Here is a 24627-nt window from a genome sequence, read left to right as displayed (position 1 = left end):
GTTTCCCGACCGAGGGCCGGCCGGGGGGACCGTACGCTAAGCGGTATGGGTGCCGTGAAGACCAAGCGGATGCCGCGTGCGGTCCGTGAACAGCAGATGCTGGACGCCGCCGTGCAGATCTTCGGACAACGGGGGTACAGGGCCGCGTCGATGGACGAGATAGCCGAACTCGCGGGCGTGTCCAAGCCGTTGGTCTACCTGTACCTGAATTCCAAGGAAGACCTCTTCACCGCCTGCATCCGCCGCGAGGCCGAGGCGCTCGTCGAGGCCGTGCGCGCCGGTGTCCGGCGTGACCTGCCCGCCGACCGGCAACTCTGGGAAGGGCTCGGGGCGTTCTTCGCGCACACCGCGCGCAACCCGGACGCCTGGTCGGTCCTGCACCTCCAGGCCCGTACGCACGGCGAGCCCTTCGCCGCCGAGGTCGCCGCGATGCGCGAGGAGATCGTCGCGTTCGTGACCCAGCTGATCCTTGCCGCCGCGCGCGAGGCGCACCGCGATCCCGACCTCCCGGAACGCGAGGTCGCCGGCCTCGCCGAGGCCCTGGTCGGCGCCGCCGAGTCGCTCGCCGCCTGGGCCAACGCCACCCCGGGCGTCTCCGCCCGCCAGGCCGCGGCCACGATGATGAACTTCGCCTGGGCGGGACTGGGCGACCTCATGGCGGGGCGGCCGTGGTCACCGCCGGAGGAGCTGGCGGGGGCTCAGGCGGAGGAGCGGGCGGGGGCTCAGGTGGAGTAGAGCTCCCCCGTCAGGTGGATCCGGTCCTCCCGGCCCCGGAGTTCGAACCGGCCGTCCTCCGCCGCGTACGTCACCGTCCCGGGCAGCAGGACCGGTGCGCGGAACTGCGCGCGTGCGTGGCAGGACTCCGGCGTGCCGTGTGCGGCGAGGCAGCGGGCGAGGGTCCACATGCCGTGGGCGATGGCCCGGGGGAAGCCGAACAGGCGGGCCGTGAGCGGGTGGAGGTGGATCGGGTTGCGGTCGCCGGACGCCGCCGCGTACCGGCGTCCGACGTCCTCGGCGAGCCGCCACTCGGCGACGGCCGGCAGCTGTTTCCGTATCTCCTCCCGGTGTGTCCCGGCCTCCTCCCGGGGCGCCTCGGCGGGACGTCGGGTGCGGTGCCGGGCGAGGTAGGTGCTCCTCGACTCCCAGACGACGTCCCCGTCCTCACGCACCTCGGTGACGACGGTCGCCTCCGTGCCGCGCCGGTGGGGCGCCAACCCTTCGACGTACACCGTGAGTTCGTACGCGCCGGTGGCCGGCATCGCCCGGTGCCGGGTCATCGTGATCGACGTGTGGACGAGGCCCAGCAGCGGCAGCGGGAAGTCCCGGCCGCTCATCAGCCGCATGGCCAGGGGGAAGCCCAGCACGTGCGGACAGGGCAGCGGCAGCGCGTCCTCCCCGGTCGGGAACCCGCAGACCCGCTCGTACGCCGCCAGCCGCGCGAGGTCGACGCGCAGGCCGGGCAGGACGAGCCGGGTGTGCGGGAACTCCGCGTCGGGACGCGGGCGTTTGAAGGGGGACAGCAGGGCGCCGCGCGCGAGGAGCGGGGCGAGGGAGGGGGACCCGGTGAGGACGAGAGCGGCGTCGGTCATCACGCCCCCAGCAGGCTCTGGCCGCACACGCGGACGACCTGCCCGTTGACCGCACCCGAGGCCGGGTGCGCGAGCCAGGCGGTGGTCTCGGCGACATCGGCCGGAAGGCCGCCCTGCGCGAGGGAGTTCATGCGGCGGCCCGCCTCGCGGATGAACAGCGGGACGGCGGCCGTCATCTTCGTCTCGATGAAGCCCGGCGCGACCGCGTTGACCGTCACCCCGTGCTCGGCGAGCGCGCGCGGCGCGAGGGAGCGGACCAGACCGACGATGCCCGCCTTGCTCGCCCCGTAGTTGGTCTGGCCCGCGTTGCCGGCGATCCCCGCGATCGAGGCGGTCGCCACGATCCGGCCGCCCCGGTTCAGCGTCCCGGACTTCAGCAGCGCGTCCGTCGTGCGCAGCACGCTCGCCAGGTTCACCTCCAGCACCGGGATCCAGCGCTCGGCGGGCATGTTGACCAGTCGCCGGTCCCGTGTGATGCCCGCGTTGTGGATGAGCAGGTCCAGGCCGTCCGGCAGGGCCTCGGTGATCCGCGTGCCCGCGTCGGCGGCGGTGATGTCGAGGAGCAGCGCGGTGCCGCCGAGCCGGTCGGCGACGCGGCGGGCGTCCTGCTCGGCCTGCGGTACGTCGAGGACGACGACCCGGGCCCCGTCCCGGGCGAGCGTCTCGGCGACCGCCTCGCCGATGCCGCGGGCGGCGCCGGTGACCAGGGCGGTTCGGCCGGCCAGGGGGCGGTCCCGGTCGACGGGGGTGGCGGGTTCCTCGCCCGTCCCGGCCTCGATCACCTGCCCGCTCACATACGCCGACTTGGGCGACAGCAGGAAGCGGAGGGTGGATTCGGCGGCCGAGGTGTCCGTGAGCCGCACCATGTTCACGGTCCTGCCCCGGCCGATCTCCTTGCCCAGGGAGCGTGTGAAGCCCTCCAGGGCCTGCTGGGCGGCGGCCTGGTGATGGTCGGCGGGGTCGAGCGGCGCGCCGAGCAGGACCACGCGTCCGCTCGCGGTGACCGACCGTACGACGGGGTGCAGGGCCGCGTGCACCTCGGCCAGGCCCTCGACGTCCCGTACGCCGGTCGCGTCCAGGACGACGGCCGCCGCCCGGTCCGAGCTCGCCGGGCCGATCCCGGTACGGGCGAGGACCGGCGCCAGGTCGAGGGCGGACCTGCCGGCGGTGAGGTGGCGCACGCCGCCGTCGAGGGCCGGCCGCTCGGGGGACCAGCGGGTCAGCGCCGCGGGCTGGGGCAGGCCGAGCCGCCGGGTGAGGAAGCGGCCGGGCCCGGTGGCGGTGAAGCTCAGATAGCGGTCGGCCATGGCGACTCCCAGCTCGGATGACTGCTCACACTTGCTTACTCTGGAGTAAGGTTACCGTAGGTAAGGCTACGTCACAGGCGAGGAGCGGTCGAGATGAGCCCCCAGAAGATGTCGGTGCGGCGTGTGGCGGTCGTCGGCGGAGCGCGCATCCCGTTCGCCCGCTCCGACGGCCCCTACGCCACCGCCTCCAACCAGCAGATGCTCACCGCCGCCCTCGACGGCCTGGTCGAGCGGTACGGGCTCCAGGAGCCGGGCGCGGTCGGCGAGTTCGTGGCCGGTGCGGTCCTCAAGCACAGCCGCGACTTCAACCTGGCCCGCGAAACGGTCCTCGGCTCGCGTCTGCACCCCACCACTCCCGCCTACGACATCCAGCAGGCCTGCGGCACCGGACTCCAGGCCGTCATCGCCGCCGCCAACAAGATCGCCCTCGGCCAGACCGAATCGGCGGTCGCGGGCGGCGCCGACACGGCGAGCGACGCGCCCCTGGGCGTCAACGACAGCCTGCGCCGCATCCTGCTGGAGGCCCGCAGGGCGAAGTCGCTGGGCGGGCGCGTGAAGGCCCTGGCGAAGGTGCGCCCGGGCCACCTCGTCCCCGACATCCCGCGCAACGCCGAGCCGCGCACCGGACTGTCCATGGGCGAACACGCCGCCGTCACCGCCCACGCCTGGGGCATCGCCCGCGAGGCGCAGGACGAACTGGCGGCGGCCAGTCACCAGCGGCTGGCGGCGGCGTACGAACGCGGCTTCTTCCAGGACCTGGTGATCCCCTTCCGGGGCCTGGCCCGCGACCAGAACCTGCGCCCCGGCTCGACCGTGGAGAAACTCGCTTCCCTCAAGCCGGTGTTCGGCCTCGACCAGCCCGACCCGACCATGACGGCCGGGAACTCGACCCCGCTGACGGACGGGGCGGCGACCGTGCTGCTGGCGAGCGAGGAGTGGGCCCGCGAGCGCGGCCTGGAGCCGCTGGCGTATCTCACCGCGTACGAGACGGCGGCCGTCGACTTCGTCGGCTCAGACGTCGCCGGCGGTGAGGACGGGCTGCTCATGGCACCCGCGTACGCCGTGCCGCGCATGCTGGAGCGGGCCGGACTCGGCCTGGCCGACTTCGACCTGGTGGAGATCCACGAGGCCTTCGCATCCCAGGTGCTGGCGACCCTCGCGGCCTGGGAGAAGCGGGGCCTGGGCACCGTGGACCGCGCCCGGCTGAACGTCGCGGGCTCGTCCCTCGCCACCGGCCATCCCTTCGCCGCCACCGGCGCCCGGATCGTGGCGACCCTGGCCAAGCTGCTCGCCGAACGCGACGCGCCCGCCCGCGGGTTGATCTCCGTCTGCGCGGCGGGCGGGCAGGGGGTGACGGCGATCCTGGAACGGGCCTGAGGCCGACGGCGTACCGAAGCTGAAGGACCCTCACGTAACCCCCGAGAATGCACAGGCCTGGCTCAGGACCATCCCCCAACCCGCACAAACCCACCACGTGAGGCCCGTACGATCCCGTTCCTACCGCCAGTAACCCCTTTCTGGGGGTTCAACCGGTTGAGCGCCTCGGCGTGCGAGGCACGTACGTATGCAGCAAGCAGTTCCTTCGCTGCGCGCCCCAGGAGCCGCCCGTGTCCACTGCCCATCCCTCCTCCGCCTACGGCGACATCTACGGCGGACCGGCCCTGGTCGAGCCCGAGACGCGGCGGCTCGACGGGGCGGTGCGGGAGGCGTCCGTACCGCCGCTGGCGCCGCCGTGGACCCACGGGTCCCTCGCCGACCTGCCGTTCGACAACGCGAGCGCGGACCCGGACGCCGTGGCGCTCAGCCGCAAGGACGCCGACGGGCGCTGGAGCGACGTCACGGCGGCGCAGTTCGCCGAGCAGGTGCTGGCCGTGGCGAAAGGGCTGATCGCCGAAGGGCTGATGCCCGGCGACCGGATCGCCGTGATGGCCCGCACGATCTACGAGTGGACCGTCCTGGACTTCGCCGCCTGGGCGGCCGGTCTCGTCACCGTCCCCATCTATCCCACGTCATCCGTCTTCCAGGCCCGCTGGATCCTCCAGGACTCCGGCGCTGTCGCCCTGGTCACCGAGTTCGCCGGGCAGGCCGCCGCACTCGGCCCGGAGCGCGAACGCCTGCCCGACCTGCGGCACATGTGGATCGTGGAGAAGGGCCACATCGACCGGCTGGCGGAAGCCGGCGCGCACCTCGCCGACCAGGAGGTCGAGGTGCGGCGCGGCATGCTGGGCCCCGACACCCTCGCCACCCTCGTCTACACCTCCGGCACCACGGGCCGCCCCAAGGGCTGCGCGCTCACCCACGGCAACTTCTTCGCCGAGGTCGACAACGCCATCGAGCTGCTCTACCCCGTCTTCCGGGCCAAGACCAGCGAAGAGGCCTCGGTGCTGCTGTTCCTGCCCATGTCCCACGTCTTCGGGCGCATGGTGGCGATCGCCTGCGTCCGCGCCCGCGTACGGCTCGGCCACGCGCCCAGCATCAAGGCGGAGAACCTGCTGCCGGACCTGGCGAGCTTCCGGCCGACCTGTCTGCTCGCCATCCCGTACATGCTGGAGAAGGTCTTCAACGTGGCCCGGGCCAAGGCCGAGGCGGGCGGCCGGGTGACGTCGTTCGACCGCGCGGTGGCGGTGGCGCGGCGCTACGGCGAGGCGATGGAGGCCCAGCAGACCGGCACCGGACCCGGCCCCTCCCGCGCCCTGAGGACCGCCCGCGTCTTCTACGACCCCCTCGTCTACCGCCGGATCCGCAACGCCATGGGCGGCAGGGTCCGCTACGCCATCTGCGGCGGCTCCCCCCTGGGCCGCCGCCTCGCCGCGTTCTACGCCGGAGCCGGCATCGAGATCTTCGAGGGCTACGGCCTCACGGAGACCACGGGCGCGTCGACCGTCACCCCGCCCCTCAAACCCCGCCTGGGCACGGTCGGGTGGCCCCTGCCCGGCACCCGCGTCCGGATCGCCGCCGACGGCGAGATCCTCCTCGCCGGCGACCACGTCCTGCGCGGCTACTGGGACCCCCAGGCCGGGGGCGTCGTACCCGCCGCCCCCGACGGCTGGCTCGCCACGGGCGACATCGGCGAACTGGACGACGAGGGCTACCTGACGATCACCGGCCGCAAGAAGGAACTGCTGATCACCGCGGGCGGCAAGAGCGTCGCCCCGGCGCCCCTGGAGAACTGGCTGCGCTCCCACCCGCTGATCTCCCAGTGCATGGTCGTGGGCGACGGCCGTCCCTTCGTCTCGGCCTTGATCACCCTGGACCCGGAGGGCATCACCCACTGGCGCCAGATGAACGGCAAACACCCCGTACCGCCCAAACTCCTCGTCGACGACGAGGAACTCCGCTCCGTCCTCCAGCGTGCCGTCGACGAGGCCAACAAGATGGTCTCCCGCCCCGAGTCCATCCGCCGCTTCGCGATCCTCCCGGAGGACTTCACCGAGGAAGCCGGCCACCTGACCCCGTCGATGAAGCTCCGCCGCGAGGCGGTGATGCGCGCCTTCGCGGCAGAAGTGGAGGCCTTGTACACGCGGTGAGGCACCTTTGCGATCTCTTCACACAGGGTCCTTGACGCCGCAAGGCGTCTCGCCGTTGGCTTTCTGCCACCTCGTCGCGATGCTCCCCCATCGGAAGGCACCACCAGTGAAAGCGCGTAACACCCGTCGGGCCACTGTGCGTCCCCTCTCCACAGGCCTGGCGGTCTCCCTGGCGGCCCTGTCCCTCGCCGCCTGCGGCGGCAGCGGAAGTGACGACTCCGCGGGCGTGAAGAAGGGCAACGACATCACGGTGGGCCTGCTGCTGCCCGACCGGGACACGGCACGCTTCGAGAAGTTCGACTACCCCCTGATCAAGAGCGAGGTCGCCGAGCTCACCGAGAACCAGGGCAAGGTCGAGTACGCCAACGCCGAGGCGAGCGTGACCAGACAGAGCGAGCAGTTCCAGAAGATGATCGACGACAAGGTCGACGTCATCCTGGTGGACGCGCTGAACTCCAAGACCATCGCGTCCGACGTGCAGAAGGCCAAGGACGCCGGCATCCCGGTCATCGCCTACGACCGGCTCGCCGAGGGCCCGATCGACGCCTACGTCTCCCACGACAACGAACTCGTCGGCCAGGTGCAGGGCCGCGCCATCGTCGGGGAGCTCGGCGACAAGGCGGAGAAGAGCAAGGTCGTCATGATGAACGGCGACCCCGCCGACCCGAACACGGCACGGTTCAAGGACGGCGCGCTCAGCGAGCTCCAGGGGCAGGTCGACATCGTCCAGCAGTACGACACCAAGGAGTGGAAGCCCTCGATCGCCAAGGCCAACATGAAGAAGGCGATCCGGACCGTCGGGCTGAACAACATCGCCGCCGTCTACTCCGCCAACGACGGCATGGCGGGCGCCGTCATCGAGGCGCTGAAGGAGGCGGGCGCGACCACGATCCCGCCGGTGACCGGGCAGGACGCCAACCTGGACGCGGTGCAGCGGATCGTGTCGGGGGAGCAGTACATGACCGTGTACAAGTCCTTCCTGCTGGAGGCGACGAACGCCGCGAAGATCGCCGTGGCCAAGGTCCAGGGGCGCTCCATCGAGTTCGCCGCGCTGACCCGGGACACCGTCGACAGCCCCACGCAGAAGAACATCCCGGCGATGCTGGTGCCGGTGGTCGCCCTCACCAAGGACAACATCAAGGAGACGGTGATCACGGACGGGGTCTACACGGTCAAGGACATCTGCACGGCGAAGTACAAGGCGGACTGCGCGGCGATCGGCCTCGACTGAACCGCCAACGGGCCATCACGGCCTGGCTCTTGACTTCGCGAGGTGCCCGCGCGACATTCCCCACCCCTTGAGGTGTCCCGTCGCGCTGGAGACGTCATGACCACTGACATGAACTCCGCACCATCGGCTGCTGCCCCTTCTGCTTCCTCTCCCACCCGAAGACGAGTGCTGGCCGGTGCCGCGGGTGCCGGCCTCGCGGTCGCCGCCGGAGTGCAACAGGGTGCCCACGCCGCCGACTTACCCCCGCTCGGCACGTACGACGTCGTCGTCATCGGCTCCGGCGCGGCCGGGATGACCGCCGCGCTGACCGCCGCCGGGCAGGGCCTGAGCTGCGTCGTCGTGGAGAAGGCCCCGACCTTCGGCGGCTCGACCGCCCGCTCCGGAGCCGGGATCTGGATCCCGAACAACCCGGTGATCCTCGCGGCCGGTGTCCCCGACACTCCGGCCAAGGCCGCCGCCTACCTCGCCGCCGTCGTCGGCCCGGAGGTCCCCGCGGACCGGCAGCGCGCCTTCCTCACCCACGGCCCGGCGACGATCTCCTACGTCATGGCCCACAGCCCCCTGCGCTTCCGCTGGATGGAGGGCTACAGCGACTACTACCCCGAGCTGCCCGGCGGCCTGCCGAACGGCCGCTCCATCGAGCCCGACCAGCTCGACGGCACGCTCCTCGGCGCCGAACTGGCCCGCCTGAACCCGCCGTACATGGACGTCCCCGCCGGCATGGTGGTCTTCGGCGCCGACTACAAGTGGCTGGCCCTGGCCGCCGTGAACGCCCGGGGCGCAGCCGTCGCCGCCCAGTGCCTGGCCCGCGGCACGAAGGCCGCGGCGCTCGGCCAGAAGCCCCTGACGATGGGCCAGGCGCTGGCGGCGGGCCTGCGCGCGGGGCTGCGCTCCGCAGGCGTACCGGTATGGCTGAACACGCCCTTGAGCGACCTGCACGTCGAGAACGGCAGGGTCACCGGAGCCGTCGTCACCCGCGACGGCGCCCCGGGCCTGATCCGCGCCCGCCGGGGCGTGATCGTCGGCTCCGGCGGCTTCGAGCACAACGCGGCGATGCGCGAGCGGTACCAGCGCCGGCCGATCGGCACGGAGTGGACGGTCGGGGCGAAGGAGAACACCGGCGACGGCATCCGGGCGGGCGAGCGGCTCGGCGCGGCGCTCGACCTGATGGACGACGCGTGGTGGGGCCCGGCGATCCCGGTCCCGGGCCAGCCCTACTTCTGCCTCGCCGAACGCACGCTCCCCGGCGGGCTGCTGGTGAACGGGTCGGGCAGGCGCTTCGTCAACGAGGCCGCGCCCTACAGCGACGTCGTCCACACCATGTACGACGTCCACGACACCGACCCAGCGATCCCGTCCTGGCTGATCGTCGACCAGAACTACCGCAACCGGTACCTCTTCAAGGACGTCCTGCCGGCCCTGCCCCTCCCCGGCGCCTGGTACGACGCGGGCACCGCGCACAAGGCCTGGACCCTGGACGCCCTGGCCGCGTCGATCGGCGTCCCGGCGGCGGCCCTGCGCACGACCGTGGACCGCTTCAACTCCCAGGCACGGCGGGGCGAGGACCCCGACTTCCACCGCGGCGACAGCGCCTACGACCACTACTACACGGACCCGTCGGTCCTCCCGAACCCCTGCCTGGCGCCCCTCTGGCTGCCTCCCTACCACGCCTTCCGCATCGTCCCCGGCGACCTGGGCACGAAGGGCGGCATGCGGACGGACGCCCGGGCCCGCGTCCTGCGCCCCGACGGCTCGGTGATCCCGGGCCTGTACGCGGCGGGCAACGCCAGCGCGGCGGTGATGGGCCACAGTTACGCGGGCGCGGGCTCGACGATCGGTCCGGCGATGACGTTCGGGTACATCGCGGCGAGGGATGCCGCGGGGGTGCTGTAGGGACGGGCCCTAGGACACCGGCTCGGGGGGCTTGCGGGCGACCAGGCACGCCTGGCGGACCGGCTCCCCGAGCGCCTCGTCGGGCTCCCGGACGGTCCGGGAGCGGACGGCGAACCCGGCGGCTTCCAGCAGGGCGGCGATCCGCTCCGGCTGCCGCCGCCGGAAGGTCAGCGCCACCGGGTGCCCGAAGGCCTCCTCGTAGCGGCGGGGCTCGTCACCGGCCTGGAAGCCGAGGAGCAGATGCCCGCCGGGGCGCAGGACGCGGTGGAACTCGGCGAAGACGGACGGCAGCCGGTCGAGCGGGGTGTGGATGGTGGAGTACCAGGACACGACACCGTCGAGCGAGCCGTCGGCCAGCTCCAGCTCCAGCATCGAGCCCTGCTCGAACCGCAGGCCCGGATGCTCACGCCGGGCGATCGCGAGCATGGACTCCGACAGGTCCACCCCGAACACGGACAGCCCCCGCGACGCCAGATACGCGGTCACCCGCCCGGGCCCACACCCCAGGTCGGCGACCTCGCCCCCCTCACCCACGAGCTCCGCGAACCCGTACAGCAGCCCCAGATCCAACGGCATCGCCACGCGCGGCTCACTGAAGCGGACGGCGTAGTCCTCCGCCACGGCGTCGTAGAAGACCCGGGTCTCATCCACAAAGTCGAGGTCAGTCATCCCCCGAGCCTATGGCGGGGCACTGACACCGCGTGGGGCTCCTCCGGCGTCCCGGCTGCCCGGTCCTCGTCCGCCTGCCGGGCTCCGGTCCCCGCCCCCGCGTCGATCGCCGTGCCCAGGCCGAGGCCGAGGCCGAGGCCCCGGGCCAGGCCAGGCCCTGGCCGGGCGGCCAGAATTCGCCGGAAATTCACCGGATGGCAAGGGGGAGCAAAAGGCAGGAGCCCCGCCGCCTTACGGCGGGGGGCTCCTTGGGTACTACTGATCAGACCGGGGTGACGTTCTCAGCCTGCGGGCCCTTCGGACCCTGCGTGACGTCGAAAGACACCTGCTGGTTCTCCTCGAGCGAGCGGAAGCCGCTCGCGTTGATCGCGGAGTAGTGGACGAAGACGTCGGGGCCGCCGCCCTCCTGGGCGATGAAACCAAAGCCCTTTTCGGCGTTGAACCACTTCACGGTTCCGGTAGCCATAAGCCCTCCTTGGGCTCAAAAGGGTTGCCCTGCTCCAGAACCAGCAAGTGTGAAGATGAATTCTGCACAACTGCATACGTCTGAGAATGACGAGAGCCCGCGGTCACATGCTCCGCAGGCTCTGTACTGCAAGGGAAACCAAACTGCAACTTGCGACGAGCCTAGCACGCAGGCCCCGGAATGCAATAGGGGTCAAGATCACGTCACCCGAATGTTTGAACACAGTCCGCCGACTGGCGGTGAAGGCGCCGGCGACAGGTCCCGGGCCCACGGCGGGGCCGGGCGCGGGCCGGTACGCCATGAGGGCTAGCCTCACGATGTGGACAATCCTCGCACCCGGCCGCGCGTCGGCCACATCCAGTTCCTGAACTGCCTGCCCTTGTACTGGGGGCTCGCCAGAACGGGCACGCTCCTCGACTTCGAGCTCACCAAGGACACCCCTGAGAAGCTCAGCGAGAAGCTGGTGCAGGGCGATCTCGACATCGGTCCGATCACCCTGGTCGAGTTCCTCAAGAACGCCGACGACCTCGTCGCCTTCCCCGACATCGCCGTCGGCTGCGACGGCCCGGTCATGTCCTGCGTGATCGTCTCGCAGGTCCCCCTGGACCGGCTGGACGGCGCCCGCGTCGCCCTCGGCTCGACCTCCCGCACCTCCGTCCGCCTCGCCCAGCTGCTCCTCGCCGAGCGCTACGGCGTACAGCCGGACTACTACACGTGCCCGCCCGACCTCAGCCTGATGATGCAGGAGGCCGAGGCCGCCGTCCTCATCGGTGACGCGGCCCTGCGCGCGAACATGGTCGACGGCCCGCGCTTCGGCCTGAACGTGCACGACCTGGGCGCGCTGTGGAAGGAGTGGACGGGCCTGCCGTTCGTCTTCGCGGTCTGGGCGGCGCGCCGCGACTACGCGGAGCGCGAGCCGGTCATCACGCGCAAGGTGCACGAGGCCTTCCTGGACTCGCGCAACCTGTCCCTGGAGGAGGTCGGCAAGGTCGCCGAGCAGGCCGCCCGCTGGGAGGCCTTCGACGAGGAGACCCTCGCCCGCTACTTCACGACCCTCGACTTCCGCTTCGGCGGCCCGCAGCTGGAGGCGGTCGCCGAGTTCGCCCGCCGGGTCGGCCCCACGACCGGCTTCCCCGCGGACGTGAAGGTGGACCTGCTCCAGCCGTGAGCGGGGCCGCCCTCCCGCACTACTCTGCTGAGGAGTGCGCGCGTACGGGGTCCGGCGGGGGCCTGCGGGCGCCTACGGGGGAGGGATGACGCCATGCGGCCGCTCGAAGTCGACGAACCCACCGTCGTGGGGCCCTACCGGCTGCTCGGCCGGCTGGGCTCGGGCGGCATGGGCCGGGTCTACCTGGGCCGCAGCGCGGGCGGCCGTACGGTCGCGGTGAAGATCGTCCATCCGCACTTCGCGCTGGACGAGGAGTTCCGGGCCCGCTTCCACCGCGAGGTCGAGGCCGCGCGCCGGGTCGGCGGCGCCTGGACGGCACCGGTCCTGGACGCGGACCCGGACGCGCGCGTGCCGTGGGTGGCGACGGCGTACGCGGCGGGCCCCCCGCTGTCGGCCGCGGTCACCGAGGGCGGTGCGCTGCCCGCCCACACCGTACGGGTCCTGGGGGCGGGGCTGGCCGAGGCGCTGGCGGCGGTGCACGACCTGGGCCTGGTGCACCGGGACGTGAAGCCCTCGAACGTCCTGCTCACACTCGACGGTCCGCTGCTGATCGACTTCGGCATCGCACGGGCCACGGACGGTACGGCGTCCCTGACCTCCACGGGCGTGTCGATCGGCTCGCCCGGCTACATGTCGCCCGAGCAGATCCTCGGCAAGGGCGTCACGGGCGCGGCGGACGTCTTCTCGCTCGGCGCGGTCCTGGCGTACGCGGCGACCGGCGAACCGCCCTTCCCCGGGGACTCCTCGGCGGCCCTGCTCTACAAGGTCGTCCACGAGGAGCCGGAACTCGGCTCGCTGGACGGACCGTTGCGGGAGCTCACGGCGGCCTGCCTGGCGAAGGACCCGGACGCGCGGCCCGCCCCCGCCGAGGTGGCCCGGCGGCTGGCGCCCGAGGGCGCGGCCCGGCTGGTGGCGGGCGGGTGGCTGCCGGGGGCGCTGGTGGAGCAGGTGAGCCGGAGCGCCGTGCGGCTGCTGAACCTGGAGGCCACGGGGCCCGGGGCGGCCGGGGGCCCTTCGGGGCCGGTCGGTTTCAGCAGCCCGTCTGTGGCCGCGGGGGAGGTGGTGGCTTCGGGGGAGGCCGTGGCGCCGGTGGGTGGTGTGGCGTCGGGGGAGGGCGTGGGGCCGGTGGGTGGTGTGGCGTCGGGGGAGGCCGTGGGGCCGGTGGGTAGCGTGACGTGGGATGAGACGGTGACGCCGGGTGAGACGGTGACGCCGGCGGAAGCGGGTCCGGCCGGCGTGTTCGGGCCGCCGCCGGTGATGCCCGCGCCACCGGCCCCCTCCACCGCCGTACCCGCACCGGCACCTGTTCCCGCACCCGCCGCACCTGAACCCGCACCCGCACCCGCCGCACCTGAACCCGCACCCGCACCCACCGCACCTGAACCCGCACCCGCACCCACCCCCGCCCCTGTACCCGCACCCCGGGACGGCGGTCCGCAGGACGACACCGCCGCCCCGTCATCCGCTGCCCCGTCATCCGCCGGCCGGCGCCCCGGCCGGGTGTCCGTCTCCGTGGCGGCGACGTCCACGCCGGAGGGCGGCGGCCGCGTGCGGAAGCTGAGCTGCACCGTGGCGCTGGCGGTCGCCGGAGCGATGGCGGCCGTGACGATCGGCTCGGTGTTCGTGTTCGACCTGCTGCCGGACCGCACCTCCCACGACGACGACACGAGCGACTCCGGCGCGGGCGCCGGCTCTCCCCCCGCGGCGACGGCGAGCGCCGCCCCTTCCGGCGCCGTGCCCGCCGCGTACCTCGGCACGTGGGAGGGCCAGGGCACCGCCCTCGACGGCAGGCTGCCCCTCGGCACGTTCCGGATCACCGTCGAACGGGCCGCAGTGGGCCAGGAGTTGGGGCGCCTGCGCCAGACCGACCAGATCGGCGGCGTCTGCGTCGACGTACTGACCCTGAAGCAGGTGACGAAGAAGGAGCTCGTCGCGACGTCCGTGGGCGCGAAGACCAACCACGGCGGCTGCAACCCGGCCCCCACGACCGTGCGCCTCACGCCGGTGGGCGACGACCTCCGGTACCGGTCGGAGAGCGAGGACTCGGGTCGTCCTCAGGCTCGGATGTCGAGGGTGCGGTAGCGGAGGACCGACCGCTGTACTTGACGAGCACGGTGATCAGCAGCGCGGCCGCGGCGAGCGTGGCGACGAGACCGACAGCCCACAGCGGTCGACGGTCGGCCGCCCCGGCCGGTGCTCGTACCGCAGCGCGGCCCCCGCCGCCTTCCTCCGCTTCGGCTTCGCCGAACCCCTGCTCAACGCCTCATCCCGGGACGACGACCGTGCGCAGTTCACCGTCGCCCAGGTGGAGCATGCCCTTGCCGGGGGCGACCTGGCCGCCGACCATGCTGCGGTTGAGGCGGACGCCGATGAGGTCGCCGCTGGAGGACTCCTGCGGGGAGAGGAGGATGCCGCGGCGGGCCTTCTTCGCGTCGACCTGCCAGCCGGAGAAGCCGCTGCACACGTCCTCCTCGTCACCGGCGATGACGAGGGCGAGGCCGCGCTCGGCGCCGCGCGAGACGAGCTTCTTCAGCTGGCTCTCGGCGTCGCAGTCCTCCAGGATCTCGCCGTCGTCGATGAGCACGGCGATCGGCTCCTCCAGGGACGCCTGGTCGACGAGCTCCTCGAACTCGTCCTCGTCGATGTCGTCGCCGGTGAAGACCTTCAGGACACCATCCGCGCCGTCGAGTTGGCGCAGTGGCGACTGGCGCGGGGCCGCGACGACCAGGCGCGTGCCCTGGGCCAGGAAGGAGTGCGCGAAGTTCAGCAGGACCGTCGAGCGGCCCGACTTGGCCGGGCCCGCGACGACGAACGCCGGTACGCCCTGGGCCAGATCGGGGCCGAAGCCGATGATCTCGTCGCCGCCGATGCCGGCCAGACCCCACAGGCGCGAGCGGGACGCGTCCGGGTCGCGCATCTCCCAGGCCTCCGGGAAGGAGATACGGCTGGGCAGGCTGTCGACGCGGAACGGGCGGCGCGCGCGCGGCACTTCGGCGTCGCGGGCCGTGGCCGCCTCGCCGATCGCCGCCAGCGCCGCGGCCTGTCCCTGGCCGCTGGTGTCCTCGGCGAGCAGCGCGAACTGCGTCTCCGTACCGGACTCGTTGCGGAACGCACGCCCCGGCGGGATCTCCTCCGGCACCTTGCGTACCGGGATGCCGAGCGCCGAGAAGTCGCTGCGGTCGGCCAGCCGCAGACCGTACTTGTCCTCGGTGAGGGTAGCGATACGGCCGACCAGCAGGGTCCGGTCGCCGGTGAGGACCAGGTGGATGCCGACGCTCGCGCCCTCACGCATCATCGTCTGCAACTCGTCGGTCAGCGAACCGTGGTCGATCTCGCCGAGCGTGGGCACCCAGCCCTCCCAGCGGTCGAGCAGCACCACGATGTGCGGCAGCCGCTCGTCCTCGGAGACCGAGGCCCGCTGCTCGCCGATGTCCGCGAAGCCCTTGTCCGACAGCAGGTCCTGGCGCCGGCCCATCTCGCCCTTGAGCCGGTTGACGAGCCGCACGACCCGCTCGGTCTGGTTACGGCTGACGACCGCGCCGCAGTGCGGCAGCCGGGTCAGCGCGTTGAGCGCGCCGTTGCCGCAGTCGATGCCGTAGAGATGCACGTCGGCGACCGAGTGCGTGCGGGCGATGGAGCCCGCGAGAGTGCGCAGCACCTGCGAGCGGCCGCTGCGCGGCGCACCGCCGATCATCAGATGGCCGAAGGACGAGAAGTCCACGACGACCGGGCGGCGGGACTGGCTGGCGGGCAGGTCCTCGATGCCGTACGGGGCCGGCGGCAGCGTGCCGGCGCCCCCGGCGAACGCGGGAACCTCGATCTCGTCCAGCAGCAGCGTCTCGTCGAGGGCGGGCAGCCACGGGCTGTGCTGGGGCGGGATGCCGAGTGACTGGTTGGCGTCCCGGATGGTGTCGACGAGGACCTTCAGGTCGGTGATCTCCTCGTCCTCACGGGCCTCGGCCTTCGGCTTGACCAGCGCGGCCCGGCCCAGGTCCTCCCAGGTCAGCGGGCCCACCCAGGGCATCAGCACGGCAGGGTCGGCGGCACCGGGCCGACGGCCACCCACGCGTCCGGACTGGAAGGGCACCAGCGAGGCGTGCCCGAGCCGGGCGTAGGCGCGGCCCGGGGTGTTCTTGGAGATGTGCCCGGCCTCGGGCGAGTCGATGACGTCGGTCGACTCGCCGCCGTCCGTCACACGCAGCGCGATACGGAGGTTGGTGTTGGCGCGGATCTCGGGGGAGACGACACCGGACGGCCGCTGGGTCGCCAGCAGCAGGTGAATACCGAGGGACCGGCCACGCTGGGCGATGTTGACCAGCCCCGTGACGAAGTCGGGCAGGTCACGCACCATGGACGCGAACTCGTCGATGACGATGAGCAGTCGGGGCACCGGCTGGTGCGACGGATCCCGGCGCACCAGGTCCTGGTAGTCCTCGATGTCCTTGGCGTCGGCGGCGGCCAGGATGTGCTCGCGGCGGTGCAGCTCCGCACCCAGCGACTCCAGGGCCCGCTCCACCAGGTGGGCGTCGAGGTCGGTCACCATGCCGACCGTGTGCGGCAGATGCACACAGTCCTTGAAGGCCGCGCCACCCTTGTAGTCGACCAGCACGAACGTCATGTTCTCGGGCGTGTTCGCCACGGCCAGCGCCGCCACGATGGTCTGCAGCAGCTCCGACTTACCCGAACCGGTCGTACCGGCGATCAGACCGTGCGGACCGTCCTTGCGGATGTCGATGCCGAACGGCCCGTCGTACGACTCCCCGATGACGGCCAGCGTCGACTGCCCGCCCATCCGCCACCGGGCCACGATCGCGTCACTCGTCGGCGGCTCCAGCTGCAGCACGTCCAGCAGCCGGCTGGAGCCCGGCAGGGCCGAGTCCTCGGTCTCACCGCTGATGTCCCGCAGCGGCGACAGCGCCCGGGCGAGCCGCAGACACCAGGCAGGGGAGACGAAGTCGGGCCGTACGTCCTTCAGCCGCTCCGCGCCGGCCTCCTCCACACGCAACCGCAACTTCTCGGTACGGCCGGCCTGTTCGGGCTGCTGGTCGGTGGTGTGCCAAGCCTGGAAGGAGGGGAAGGCACCGGCGACCTGCTGGGCCTGCTGCTGGACCTGCTGGGCCTGCTCGTACTCCTCGGCCTTCGGCTCGGCGACGACGTACGCCTGGCACTCGCCGGGCAGGAACCGCTCCTCGGCGTCGAGGCAGATGGCGAACATGGAGACGGAAGGGCCCTCGCGCAGCAGCCGCACCACACCGGGGAGCGACCGCAGCCGCCGGGACCCGTCCCAGACCACGACGATGTCGGGGTCAGTGAAGCTCGAACCACCCTGCGACTTGTTCTGCTCGGCGGCCTTCTTGCGCGCGTCGAGGATCTGCGTCAGCTCGCCGATGCGGGCGCCGACCGTCTCGGCGTCGGTCCCGATGAGCACGTTGACGTCCTGCCCGCCGGACGGCCGGGCGTGCGGCAGCCAGCGCACCCAGTCCCAGGACTCCTGCGCGGCGTTGTCGCTCAGCACGTAGAACTGCACGTCCATCGGGCTGTGCAGCGTCGCGGCCTGCGCGACGGCCCACCGCCCCAGAGCGCGGGCGGAATCCCCGGGCCCGGCCATGCCGATGACACCGAGGGTGCGCAGGTGCAGCGCGACCGGGGCGTCCTCGATCTTCCAGGTGACCTGCCGACGGTGGTCGTCCTGCTCGGGGTCGTCGAGCACGACCTCGGAGGGCAACTGCCCCGTGCCGACCCGCAGGAGGAGATGGTCGCGGTCGGTCCGCCGCCGCTCCCACAGACGCGTACGCGGCCCGGTCCCCAGAGCGAGGACGGTGGCGGGGTCGGGTATGGCGTGCCGCCGGTCGTTCCGCTCGGCGACCAGCGCGTCCTGAGCGTCCTTCTCGATCCGCGCCTTCTGCTCCTCGTACTCCTGAACCTGCTTGGCGTGCGACTTACGCCCGTGCTTCTTGTCGTTGTAGTAGTTCGCGAAGAGCAGGAACGGGCTCAGCGCGGCCATGATCAGGTAGTACCAGCGCTGGAAGATCATCACGGACACGACGGCACCGACGAGCGGCGTCAGCGCCATCAGCCAGGGCAGCGGCCGGGCCTCGTACTCACGGGGCGGCGACGGCAACCGGAAGTTGGTCTGCCGCTCGGGCGGACGCAGCCGCGGGGGGCGGTTGTAGTCGAGGCCGATGCCGTCGTCGGACCACTTGAGGGCGGCGTTGGGGGGCGTGTAGCGGGTGAGTTCGAGGAGAGTGTTGCCGATCCCGATCTGAGCCCCGAGGGGCCAGTCGGTCGGGCCGCCCTTCTCCTCCTTCTCCTGCCCCTTCTTCTTGCCGCTCTTCTTCCCGCTCTTCTTCTTTTCGCTCTGCTCGTCCTCTTCGTCCTCGGCGAGGGACTTGCCGTCGAGGGTGACGAGGTCCTCGTCCATGTGCACGGCGACCTGGCAGGTGCCGTCGGTGGCCACGGAGAGGGTCAGGGCCCGGGCGTCGACCTCGGGATCGTCGATCCGGACGTACGAGGCGGCCCCGCTGCCGATGTCGTAGCGCCCGACGCCGAGCCGGTGCACGAACCCGGCCGCGGGCCCGCCCACGACCCGGAGCTCGACGAGCCCGGTGGGCTCACCGGGCAGACACCCGGACGGATCCTGGAGGCTGACGACGGCGCCGTCGCGCAGGGGCGATCCGACGACGGTGGCGCTCGGATCGACGGCGTACCCGTCCACGTACACGAGGGGCGCGTTGTTGGCCGGCACCTGGCGGTGCTGTCCCAGCGGGATGACCTGCGCGCCGCTGTGCCCGACCTGCTTGGCGAGCTCCTGCGCGATGTCCCCCACGGTGGACTCAGGATCGGCATCGAGCACCACGTCGGCGGTACCACCGCCGTACGGGTCGACGACGGTCAGAGTCAGGCGCACGACTAGTCCTCCCCGTGCCACTGGGCCGGTGTGGCCGCGGTGGTTGTGTGGCGGCTGCCCCGTTCGCGTCAGTCACACGGGTCACAGCCGTAAGGGACGATATCCGTTCGGTGCGGCGGCGAGGCAATGGGGAGGCGCCGTGACGTTCCCGATGGCAACGACGTACACGACTTCATGACGGCTCGTTCACAGGCCAGGGATGTGGCACCAAGACCACACCCGTAAGCTGCTGACGCAAGAGCGGACGATCACACCGGTTGCCACGTGCGACCGCCAACTCGGCCGGGAGGCCGATGAGTCCGCAAACAGGGAGCCACGGGGGTTGGCCCTGCGGCGTTGTGAGAGGAAGCGGCTTCATGGCCAAGGACCTTGACATCACATATCAGGACATGCGGGAAGCTGCCAAGCATGTCGTGAAGGAGAAGGAAAAGCTCCAGGAGAAGCTCGAGGGCCTCCGCAAGTACATCAACAACCTCGTGCAGTCCGGCTACGTCACGAAGTCGTCGTCGAAGGCGTTCGACGAGAACTTCGACGAGTTCGTGCAGGGCACGAAGACGACACTGGACGGCCTTGACGGCATGGGTGACTACCTGACCATGGCTGCCGACAAGTTCGAGCAGATCGACGAGGAGCTGGCCAAGCAGGCTCGCAAGTAAGGGTCTTCGGCTGCAGCGGAGCGGCGCGGTGCCTGTTCACGGGTGCCGCGCCGCGCGGCTGGGCAACGTGCTTCGGCTAACCGCCGGTATGACGGATTCGCGTCTGCGAGAGGGAGACACCGTGGGCGACCGGATGAGAGCGGACCTTGACATGATCAAGGACTGCTCCGACTCGCTTTTCCGCATTCACAAGGAGTTCGACAAACACGGAAATCCCGCTGACGGCTTCGGTGAAGACCTGGGGAGCGGCAAGCTCCGTGATGTGTTCGAGGACTTCTCCGACACGTGGAAGAAGAACCGCAAGAAGCTGATGCAGGACATCGAGAACCTGGCCAAGTTCACCGGCAACGCAGCGAAGTCCTACGACAAGATGGACCACGAACTCGCCAACGCACTGCGAGACGCCAAGAAGAACGGGAAGAAGGCAAAGAAGTGACAGCCAGGCCGAAGGACTGGTCGCCACTGTACGATTCAGACCCCGTTCCCGGTGACCCGTACGAGGTTGCTCGCCTGGGCAAGAAACTCCGCGCCATGGCCGAGGAGATCGACAAGCAAGCGCGGAACATCAAGGCGCTGGCGTCGGTCGACGGCTGGGACAGCGAGGCAGGACGGGCCTTTCACGAGACAGCGGGCGACACCGCCGGTCGGCTGAAGAAGGCGTACGACCGCTACGACGAAGCGGCGACCGCGCTCGGGACGAAGGTCATGGACGGGGAGAGCGACGAGTACGCCAGCGAGCTGCACCGGGCGCAGCGCATGGCGGACAAGGCGCTGGAGGAGTTCCGCGAAGCGGAGGCCGACCACAAGTCGGCGATGAAGGATCTTGAGTCTTACGAAGGCACGTCCCCGTCCAAGGCGGATGCGACGGAGCGGACCCGGCTGGAGAAGAAGCGGGACGACTCAGCGAGAATCCTGCTCAGCGCCCGCGGAAAGATCGAGGCTGCGAAGGAGGTCCGTGACGATGCGGCGGACCGAGCCGCCAGGCGAATAAAGAACGTCATCCATCATGACGGCGTGCGGGATCCCGGCGGCATCATGGACTGGCTCGCAGATCACGCGGACTTGTTCTCGAAACTCGCCACGATCGTCGCGGCGGTGGCGCTCGTCGCGGCGGTCGTTCTTTCGGCCGGCGCGCTGGCGCCGGTTCTCCTTGTCGGTCTGGCGTCCGCACTGAGTGCCACGGCACTCACGGGCCGTTTGTATGACGTCTTCGCCCGTGGTGGAAAGCTTGATCTCATGGCAATGGGCATGGATGTCCTCGGCATCATGCCTGGCCTGGGGGCGCTCAAGGGGCTGAGTGCCGCCGCGAAGGGCGGGCGACTGCTTGCCGCAAGGCAGGGGGTCTGGACTGCCTTCACGAACGGCTTCGCGGTGAAGAACATCAACAAGGGTGTCGTCTTTGCCTCCAAGCTCCTTTCGAAGAAAGGCATCAAGGTGCTCCCCGAGAAGGGGTTCAATCCTGAACTCCTTACGCGATACATCAAGGGCAGCGCCGTGGCCAATCTTGCTGCTCAGCTCGGAATAGCCCACCACACCCAGGAACGTCCGGATCAGCCCAGTTCACCTCCAGGTGATGCGCGGCCGACCCCCGCCCCGGATCCGACGCCAAGTCCCTCCGACGGCTCGAACACGCCCTCGCCTGCACCGCGACCGAGTCCGTCTCCGACTTCGTTCAACGCCGCTCTGGCTCCCACAGGCTGAGGAGGTTCCGCTATGGGCGACTACCAAGCGCTTGAGTTCGGGAAGTTCGTGGACGACCAGGGAACCGTCCACGACATGATTCCCTCGTCGGTCATCTCCGCCGTTCCGGCGGCCAAAGCGGCTGCCGAGCGCTATGGGCGCGAGGTCCGGTTCGATTTTCTCGATGACCGGGCCGTGCACTGGATGCTCTTCCAGCGGCGTGAGGACACGGAGAAGAGCAGTCTTCTGGGCTGTCTTCTTGTTCTCCCGATCTTCATCCTGGGTGTGGGAGCCTGGCCCTTCTGGGATCTGGTCGCATCCGAGCGATCTCGTCAGTTCCAGATCGCCTTCTTCGTGGTGGACGCCCTGCTGCTCGCAGCCTGCACGGTGCCGCTCTTCCTGATGAGACTGCGTGACGTACGCAAGAAGACCATCCGGAACACGCGCTGCAGGGCCCGTCTCTATCGCGAGATCGTTGGGATCGCCCGACGGGGAGGTGCTGATATCCCGCTCCTGTACCCCTACTACGGCATGTACCTCACATCGCGGAGGTTCTTCCCCGAGGCACCTGACCGCCCCATCCCTGACCAGGAACAATCTTCGTGACGATCGAGACCGAACCGCTCACGTTCACTCCGACCCATGCGGCTCCACCGGCGGTGCGCGCGGACGATATCCACGTCCGCTGGGTAATGCCCGAGATCTTCCACGATCTCCCGGTTCGGGAGGACGACGATGACGAGGCAGTACGTCTCCTGGAAGAGCTTGCGGAGAAGGCACTGCCAGGCGCCGGAGACGACGACAAGACGAGCTTCGGGGTTGTTTGTGCCCTCGTCGCCGGTGATCTGTACGAAATAGGAGCGGAGTACGCGAGCATCTGCCTGACCGCGGTCGACAATGCACCCTGCACGGCGACCGTGGTGGTTGTGCTCGTCGACAGTCCGGATGTCCAGGGCGGAACTCGTGCCGCGGTACGGGAGATCGCATCGAGCTTGCGCCGCCCCGAGACAGGCGAGGTCTCCGAGATTGAGCTTCCCTGTGGTTCAGCGGTCACCTGTATCGGAACGCGGGAGACGAAGCTCGGCGGCGACTTCACGGAGAACGGTGAGTCTTTGGAGTTCCCGACCTGGTACATCCGTGTGCATGTCCCGCTTCCCAACGGCACGACCGTCGTCATGGAGATGGCAACCCCCACCCCGGCAGGCTGGGATACCTTCTCCACCATCTTCGGCAACATTGTCAGCAGCATCCGCCTCTACCACGCCGACGGCTCGCGGTTGATCACTTCTGAGGCCAAGGCGTGACCGCCGCCGGGACGCCGCCTTCCGACTACCGGCTCCTGGTACCGCGAGACTGGTTCTGTGTGGACCTCACCCAGGAGCGCTGGCGGCGACAGCTGAAGGTCTTCGTGGACAAGGAGAGCTCCAGGGGGAGGAGTTCCGCTGAAGCGGCGCGCAGTCTCTGGGCCACCTTGCGCAATGTCGCCGAACGAGGCGTAGGGCGCGGCGCATTGGAGTTCTACCTCAGGACGGAAGCGCCGGGCGAGTCGGCCATGCCGGCATCCCTCCTGATTTCGTTGGTGCCGATGCCCCCGGGCCTGACACCGGAGCCGCACGCGTTCGCCGACGCACTGACCGAGCGCTCAGCGGGAGCCGAGGTGGAGGTCATCGATCTGCCGGCGGGGCGGACGGTCCGTCTGCTCACCGAGTCGACCATCGACTTCCATGTCCGCATGCCTGGTGATGTGGGCTACCTGCACTTGGCATTTTCCATACCGCTAAGCGGAACCGCAGGCCCGATGGGTGATCTCTGCGATGCCATGTCGCACTCACTGCGGTGGATTTGAGAAACCGCGTGAATTCACAGACCCGGACGGCGTAGCCATGACGAGCCAGCTGATGCTGTGTCCCAGTGCTGTATCCCAGCGGATCCGTCAGGCCTCTGTCGGCTGAGTGGCCTCTTGGGCCTCCGTGCGTCGGCGGTCGGTGATGACGAAGGCTGCGCGGACGAGTGCTGTGATCGTGACGATCGTGGAAAGCAGTCCAACTGCCCAGAGCCAGGGATAGTTGCTGAACACCCAGCTTGGCGTGGTGTCGCGACCGCGGCCCCACTTGCCGGTGTCCTGGGCATTGAAGACGAGGCTCACGTAGGGGACGAGCACGACGGCGGATGTGACGCCGAGGCCCGTGCGGACCAGCGTGCGGGCGGGGTGGGCCTTCCAGGACTTCCATTTCATGCTGCTCAGCGACCATACCGAGAGAAGCACCAGGCAGGGGGCCAGGGCCCCCAGGCATGCGGCGAAGACATAGGCCCCGCCCGGCCACGCCTCTGCCGCCCACTGCCAGGTGTCGTCGCCCCACAGTATGTCGACGACTGCCAGGAGGACGATGCCGCCTGTGATGCAGAGAAAGGCCAGGCAGCCGAAGACGAACTCGCCCTTCTTCTTCGCGTCCTTGCCGCTGGTACGCCGCTTGCCCGCATGTCGCTCGTACTGCAGCGAAGGGGCAGCTGCTTTGCGGCGTCGGGGTTTGGCCGTGCCTCCCACGCTTTCCGTCTCCTTCTCGCCCTGTCACCTGTTGACGGACAGTCGTGAGCTGCTCACCGGCACTTCTCCGCCGCCGTCTCGACGAACACCTTGGATGCCTGCCACAGGTCCGTACTTGTGGGCAACGTGACCATCACGATCTTGAAGTAGTCGAAGTCTTCGAGGCTGGGCGTGGTCTTGAGGACCTCCTTGGACTTGATGTCCTTGCCGTAGAACTTCCCTGAGTCCGCGCAGAACGCGACCTCTACCGACTTGCCGTTCGTAGTGGACCGCGTGGTGGCGTCGTAGTGGCGCAGCGTTCCGGTGGCAGTCCACCCGCCGTCGATCCAGGCGTCGATCTGCGTATTCGCATAGCGCAGCCCATCGCCGGTGGCGTAGGTGGTCACGGCCGCGTCCTTGGTCGTGCGCTTGTCGACGCCCCGGTAGATGGCACGGAGGTAGCTCGAGGCGTCGTCCATCGCCGCCGCTTCGTTCTTGTCCTTCGGCTTGTCCCAGTCGAAGACCAGGTTCATGTCCTTGGGCAGGGACACGTCGACGCCGTCCGGCCTGTTCTCTGCCGGTGTCCCCGATTGTTCCGCGGACTCCTCCGGGGACTCCATTGCCTGGCCGGCGCCTGCGGTCTTGTCGTTGTCGCTGGACTTGTCGTCCCCGCTGCCGCAGGCCGTCAGCAGCAGTGCCGCCGTCACCGCCAGTGCGGTACTAACGGGCAATGCGCGGCGCTTCACAGTGACTCCCCGTGAGACAGAAGTTCAGTCAAGAGCACCGACGGTATCGCTGAGGTTCCTGGTTTCACCAGTGCGAACTTCCGAGAGGACATGGGCAATTCGGGAAGTATGGCCCCTCGCCGGGGCTGGCTGTGTCCTGATCGTGCTCATGCGGGGGGGGGGGGGGGGGGGGGGGGGGGGGGGAGAACCCCCCCCCCCCCCCCCCCTCGCCGCTGCGCAGCAGCTCCGGCGGGGTGGAGGAGACCAGCAGGCGCGTGGAGGGGC

The 24627-nt window shown here is 70.3% G+C and carries 20 protein-coding genes; 13 read left to right on the top strand and 7 right to left on the bottom strand.

Going from position 1 to position 24627, the window contains the following annotated elements:
* The first annotated feature begins 45 nt into the window (after window positions 1–45).
* Window positions 46–735, top strand: a complete 690-nt coding sequence (locus AC07F0_RS35030; RefSeq protein ID WP_478983965.1) for a TetR/AcrR family transcriptional regulator — start codon at window positions 46–48, stop codon at window positions 733–735.
* Here the strand turns inward: AC07F0_RS35030 and AC07F0_RS35025 are convergent.
* Both AC07F0_RS35025 and AC07F0_RS35020 read right to left on the bottom strand, forming a co-directional pair.
* Entirely contained in the window at window positions 723–1589 is an 867-nt protein-coding gene (locus AC07F0_RS35025; protein ID WP_478983964.1) for a MaoC family dehydratase, read from the bottom strand. The two genes, AC07F0_RS35030 and AC07F0_RS35025, sit on opposite strands and share 13 nt — an antisense overlap.
* Entirely contained in the window at window positions 1589–2896 is a 1308-nt protein-coding gene (locus AC07F0_RS35020) for a 3-oxoacyl-ACP reductase (protein ID WP_478983963.1), read from the bottom strand. Before AC07F0_RS35020 ends, AC07F0_RS35025 begins: the two co-directional genes overlap by 1 nt.
* 93 nt (window positions 2897–2989) lie before the next feature.
* Between AC07F0_RS35020 and AC07F0_RS35015 the strand changes: the two genes are divergently transcribed.
* From AC07F0_RS35015 to kstD, 4 genes are all read left to right on the top strand, one after another.
* Window positions 2990–4273, top strand: coding sequence for an acetyl-CoA C-acetyltransferase (locus AC07F0_RS35015; RefSeq protein ID WP_478983962.1), 1284 nt, complete (start codon window positions 2990–2992; stop codon window positions 4271–4273).
* Window positions 4274–4503: 230 nt separating this feature from the next.
* Window positions 4504–6423: an AMP-dependent synthetase/ligase gene (locus AC07F0_RS35010; protein WP_478983961.1), complete on the top strand. Its 1920-nt coding sequence runs from the start codon at window positions 4504–4506 to the stop codon at window positions 6421–6423.
* Window positions 6424–6529: 106 nt separating this feature from the next.
* On the top strand, window positions 6530–7654 hold the full coding sequence (locus AC07F0_RS35005) for a sugar ABC transporter substrate-binding protein (RefSeq protein ID WP_478983960.1): 1125 nt from the start codon (window positions 6530–6532) through the stop codon (window positions 7652–7654).
* 96 nt (window positions 7655–7750) lie between these two features.
* Window positions 7751–9547 (top strand): 3-oxosteroid 1-dehydrogenase, encoded by a 1797-nt coding sequence (gene kstD, locus AC07F0_RS35000; protein WP_478983959.1) that lies wholly within the window; start codon window positions 7751–7753, stop codon window positions 9545–9547.
* 9 nt (window positions 9548–9556) lie between these two features.
* Here the strand turns inward: kstD and AC07F0_RS34995 are convergent, their stop codons facing one another.
* Both AC07F0_RS34995 and AC07F0_RS34990 read right to left on the bottom strand, forming a co-directional pair.
* Window positions 9557–10216 carry a class I SAM-dependent methyltransferase gene (locus tag AC07F0_RS34995; protein WP_478983958.1) on the bottom strand — a complete coding sequence of 220 codons (660 nt, stop codon included), beginning with the start codon at window positions 10214–10216 and terminating at the stop codon, window positions 9557–9559.
* Window positions 10217–10478: 262 nt separating this feature from the next.
* Complete coding sequence (locus tag AC07F0_RS34990; RefSeq protein WP_003992177.1) at window positions 10479–10682, bottom strand: cold-shock protein; 204 nt, start codon at window positions 10680–10682, stop codon at window positions 10479–10481.
* A gap of 319 nt (window positions 10683–11001) precedes the next feature.
* Between AC07F0_RS34990 and AC07F0_RS34985 the strand changes: the two genes are divergently transcribed.
* Window positions 11002–11850 (top strand): menaquinone biosynthetic enzyme MqnA/MqnD family protein, encoded by an 849-nt coding sequence (locus tag AC07F0_RS34985; RefSeq protein WP_478983957.1) that lies wholly within the window; start codon window positions 11002–11004, stop codon window positions 11848–11850.
* A 93-nt stretch (window positions 11851–11943) separates the two neighbouring features.
* Window positions 11944–13932 carry a serine/threonine-protein kinase gene (locus AC07F0_RS34980; RefSeq protein ID WP_478983956.1) on the top strand — a complete coding sequence of 663 codons (1989 nt, stop codon included), beginning with the start codon at window positions 11944–11946 and terminating at the stop codon, window positions 13930–13932.
* Window positions 13933–14113: 181 nt separating this feature from the next.
* On the opposite strand, the gene AC07F0_RS34975 is transcribed toward AC07F0_RS34980, so the two are convergent.
* A complete protein-coding gene (locus AC07F0_RS34975) occupies window positions 14114–18757 on the bottom strand; it encodes an FtsK/SpoIIIE domain-containing protein (RefSeq protein ID WP_478983955.1) in 4644 nt (1547 codons plus the stop codon).
* A gap of 356 nt (window positions 18758–19113) precedes the next feature.
* Here AC07F0_RS34975 and AC07F0_RS34970 point away from each other — a divergent pair, with 356 nt between their 5' ends.
* From AC07F0_RS34970 to AC07F0_RS34945, 6 genes are all read left to right on the top strand, one after another.
* Window positions 19114–19413, top strand: coding sequence for a WXG100 family type VII secretion target (locus AC07F0_RS34970; RefSeq protein WP_082319687.1), 300 nt, complete (start codon window positions 19114–19116; stop codon window positions 19411–19413).
* A 133-nt stretch (window positions 19414–19546) separates the two neighbouring features.
* Window positions 19547–19849 carry a hypothetical protein gene (locus AC07F0_RS34965; RefSeq protein WP_478983954.1) on the top strand — a complete coding sequence of 101 codons (303 nt, stop codon included), beginning with the start codon at window positions 19547–19549 and terminating at the stop codon, window positions 19847–19849.
* The gene (locus tag AC07F0_RS34960) at window positions 19846–21114 is read left to right on the top strand and encodes a putative T7SS-secreted protein (RefSeq protein ID WP_478983953.1); all 1269 of its coding nucleotides are present in this window, start codon (window positions 19846–19848) and stop codon (window positions 21112–21114) included. The genes AC07F0_RS34965 and AC07F0_RS34960 overlap by 4 nt, the downstream gene beginning before the upstream one ends.
* Before the next feature lie 12 nt (window positions 21115–21126).
* The gene (locus AC07F0_RS34955) at window positions 21127–21699 is read left to right on the top strand and encodes a hypothetical protein (protein WP_478983951.1); all 573 of its coding nucleotides are present in this window, start codon (window positions 21127–21129) and stop codon (window positions 21697–21699) included.
* The gene (locus tag AC07F0_RS34950; RefSeq protein ID WP_478983950.1) at window positions 21696–22397 is read left to right on the top strand and encodes a hypothetical protein; all 702 of its coding nucleotides are present in this window, start codon (window positions 21696–21698) and stop codon (window positions 22395–22397) included. The genes AC07F0_RS34955 and AC07F0_RS34950 overlap by 4 nt, the downstream gene beginning before the upstream one ends.
* A 59-nt stretch (window positions 22398–22456) precedes the next feature.
* The gene (locus tag AC07F0_RS34945) at window positions 22457–22939 is read left to right on the top strand and encodes a hypothetical protein (RefSeq protein WP_478983949.1); all 483 of its coding nucleotides are present in this window, start codon (window positions 22457–22459) and stop codon (window positions 22937–22939) included.
* An 87-nt stretch (window positions 22940–23026) separates the two neighbouring features.
* On the opposite strand, the gene AC07F0_RS34940 is transcribed toward AC07F0_RS34945, so the two are convergent.
* A complete protein-coding gene (locus AC07F0_RS34940; protein WP_478983948.1) occupies window positions 23027–23638 on the bottom strand; it encodes a hypothetical protein in 612 nt (203 codons plus the stop codon).
* Between the two features lie 53 nt (window positions 23639–23691).
* Window positions 23692–24363, bottom strand: coding sequence for a hypothetical protein (locus AC07F0_RS34935; RefSeq protein WP_478983947.1), 672 nt, complete (start codon window positions 24361–24363; stop codon window positions 23692–23694).
* Window positions 24364–24627: the final 264 nt, after the last annotated feature.

The organism is Streptomyces sp. NPDC045955 (assembly GCF_056430805.1).
This window is presented reverse-complemented; position numbering and strand designations above follow the sequence as displayed.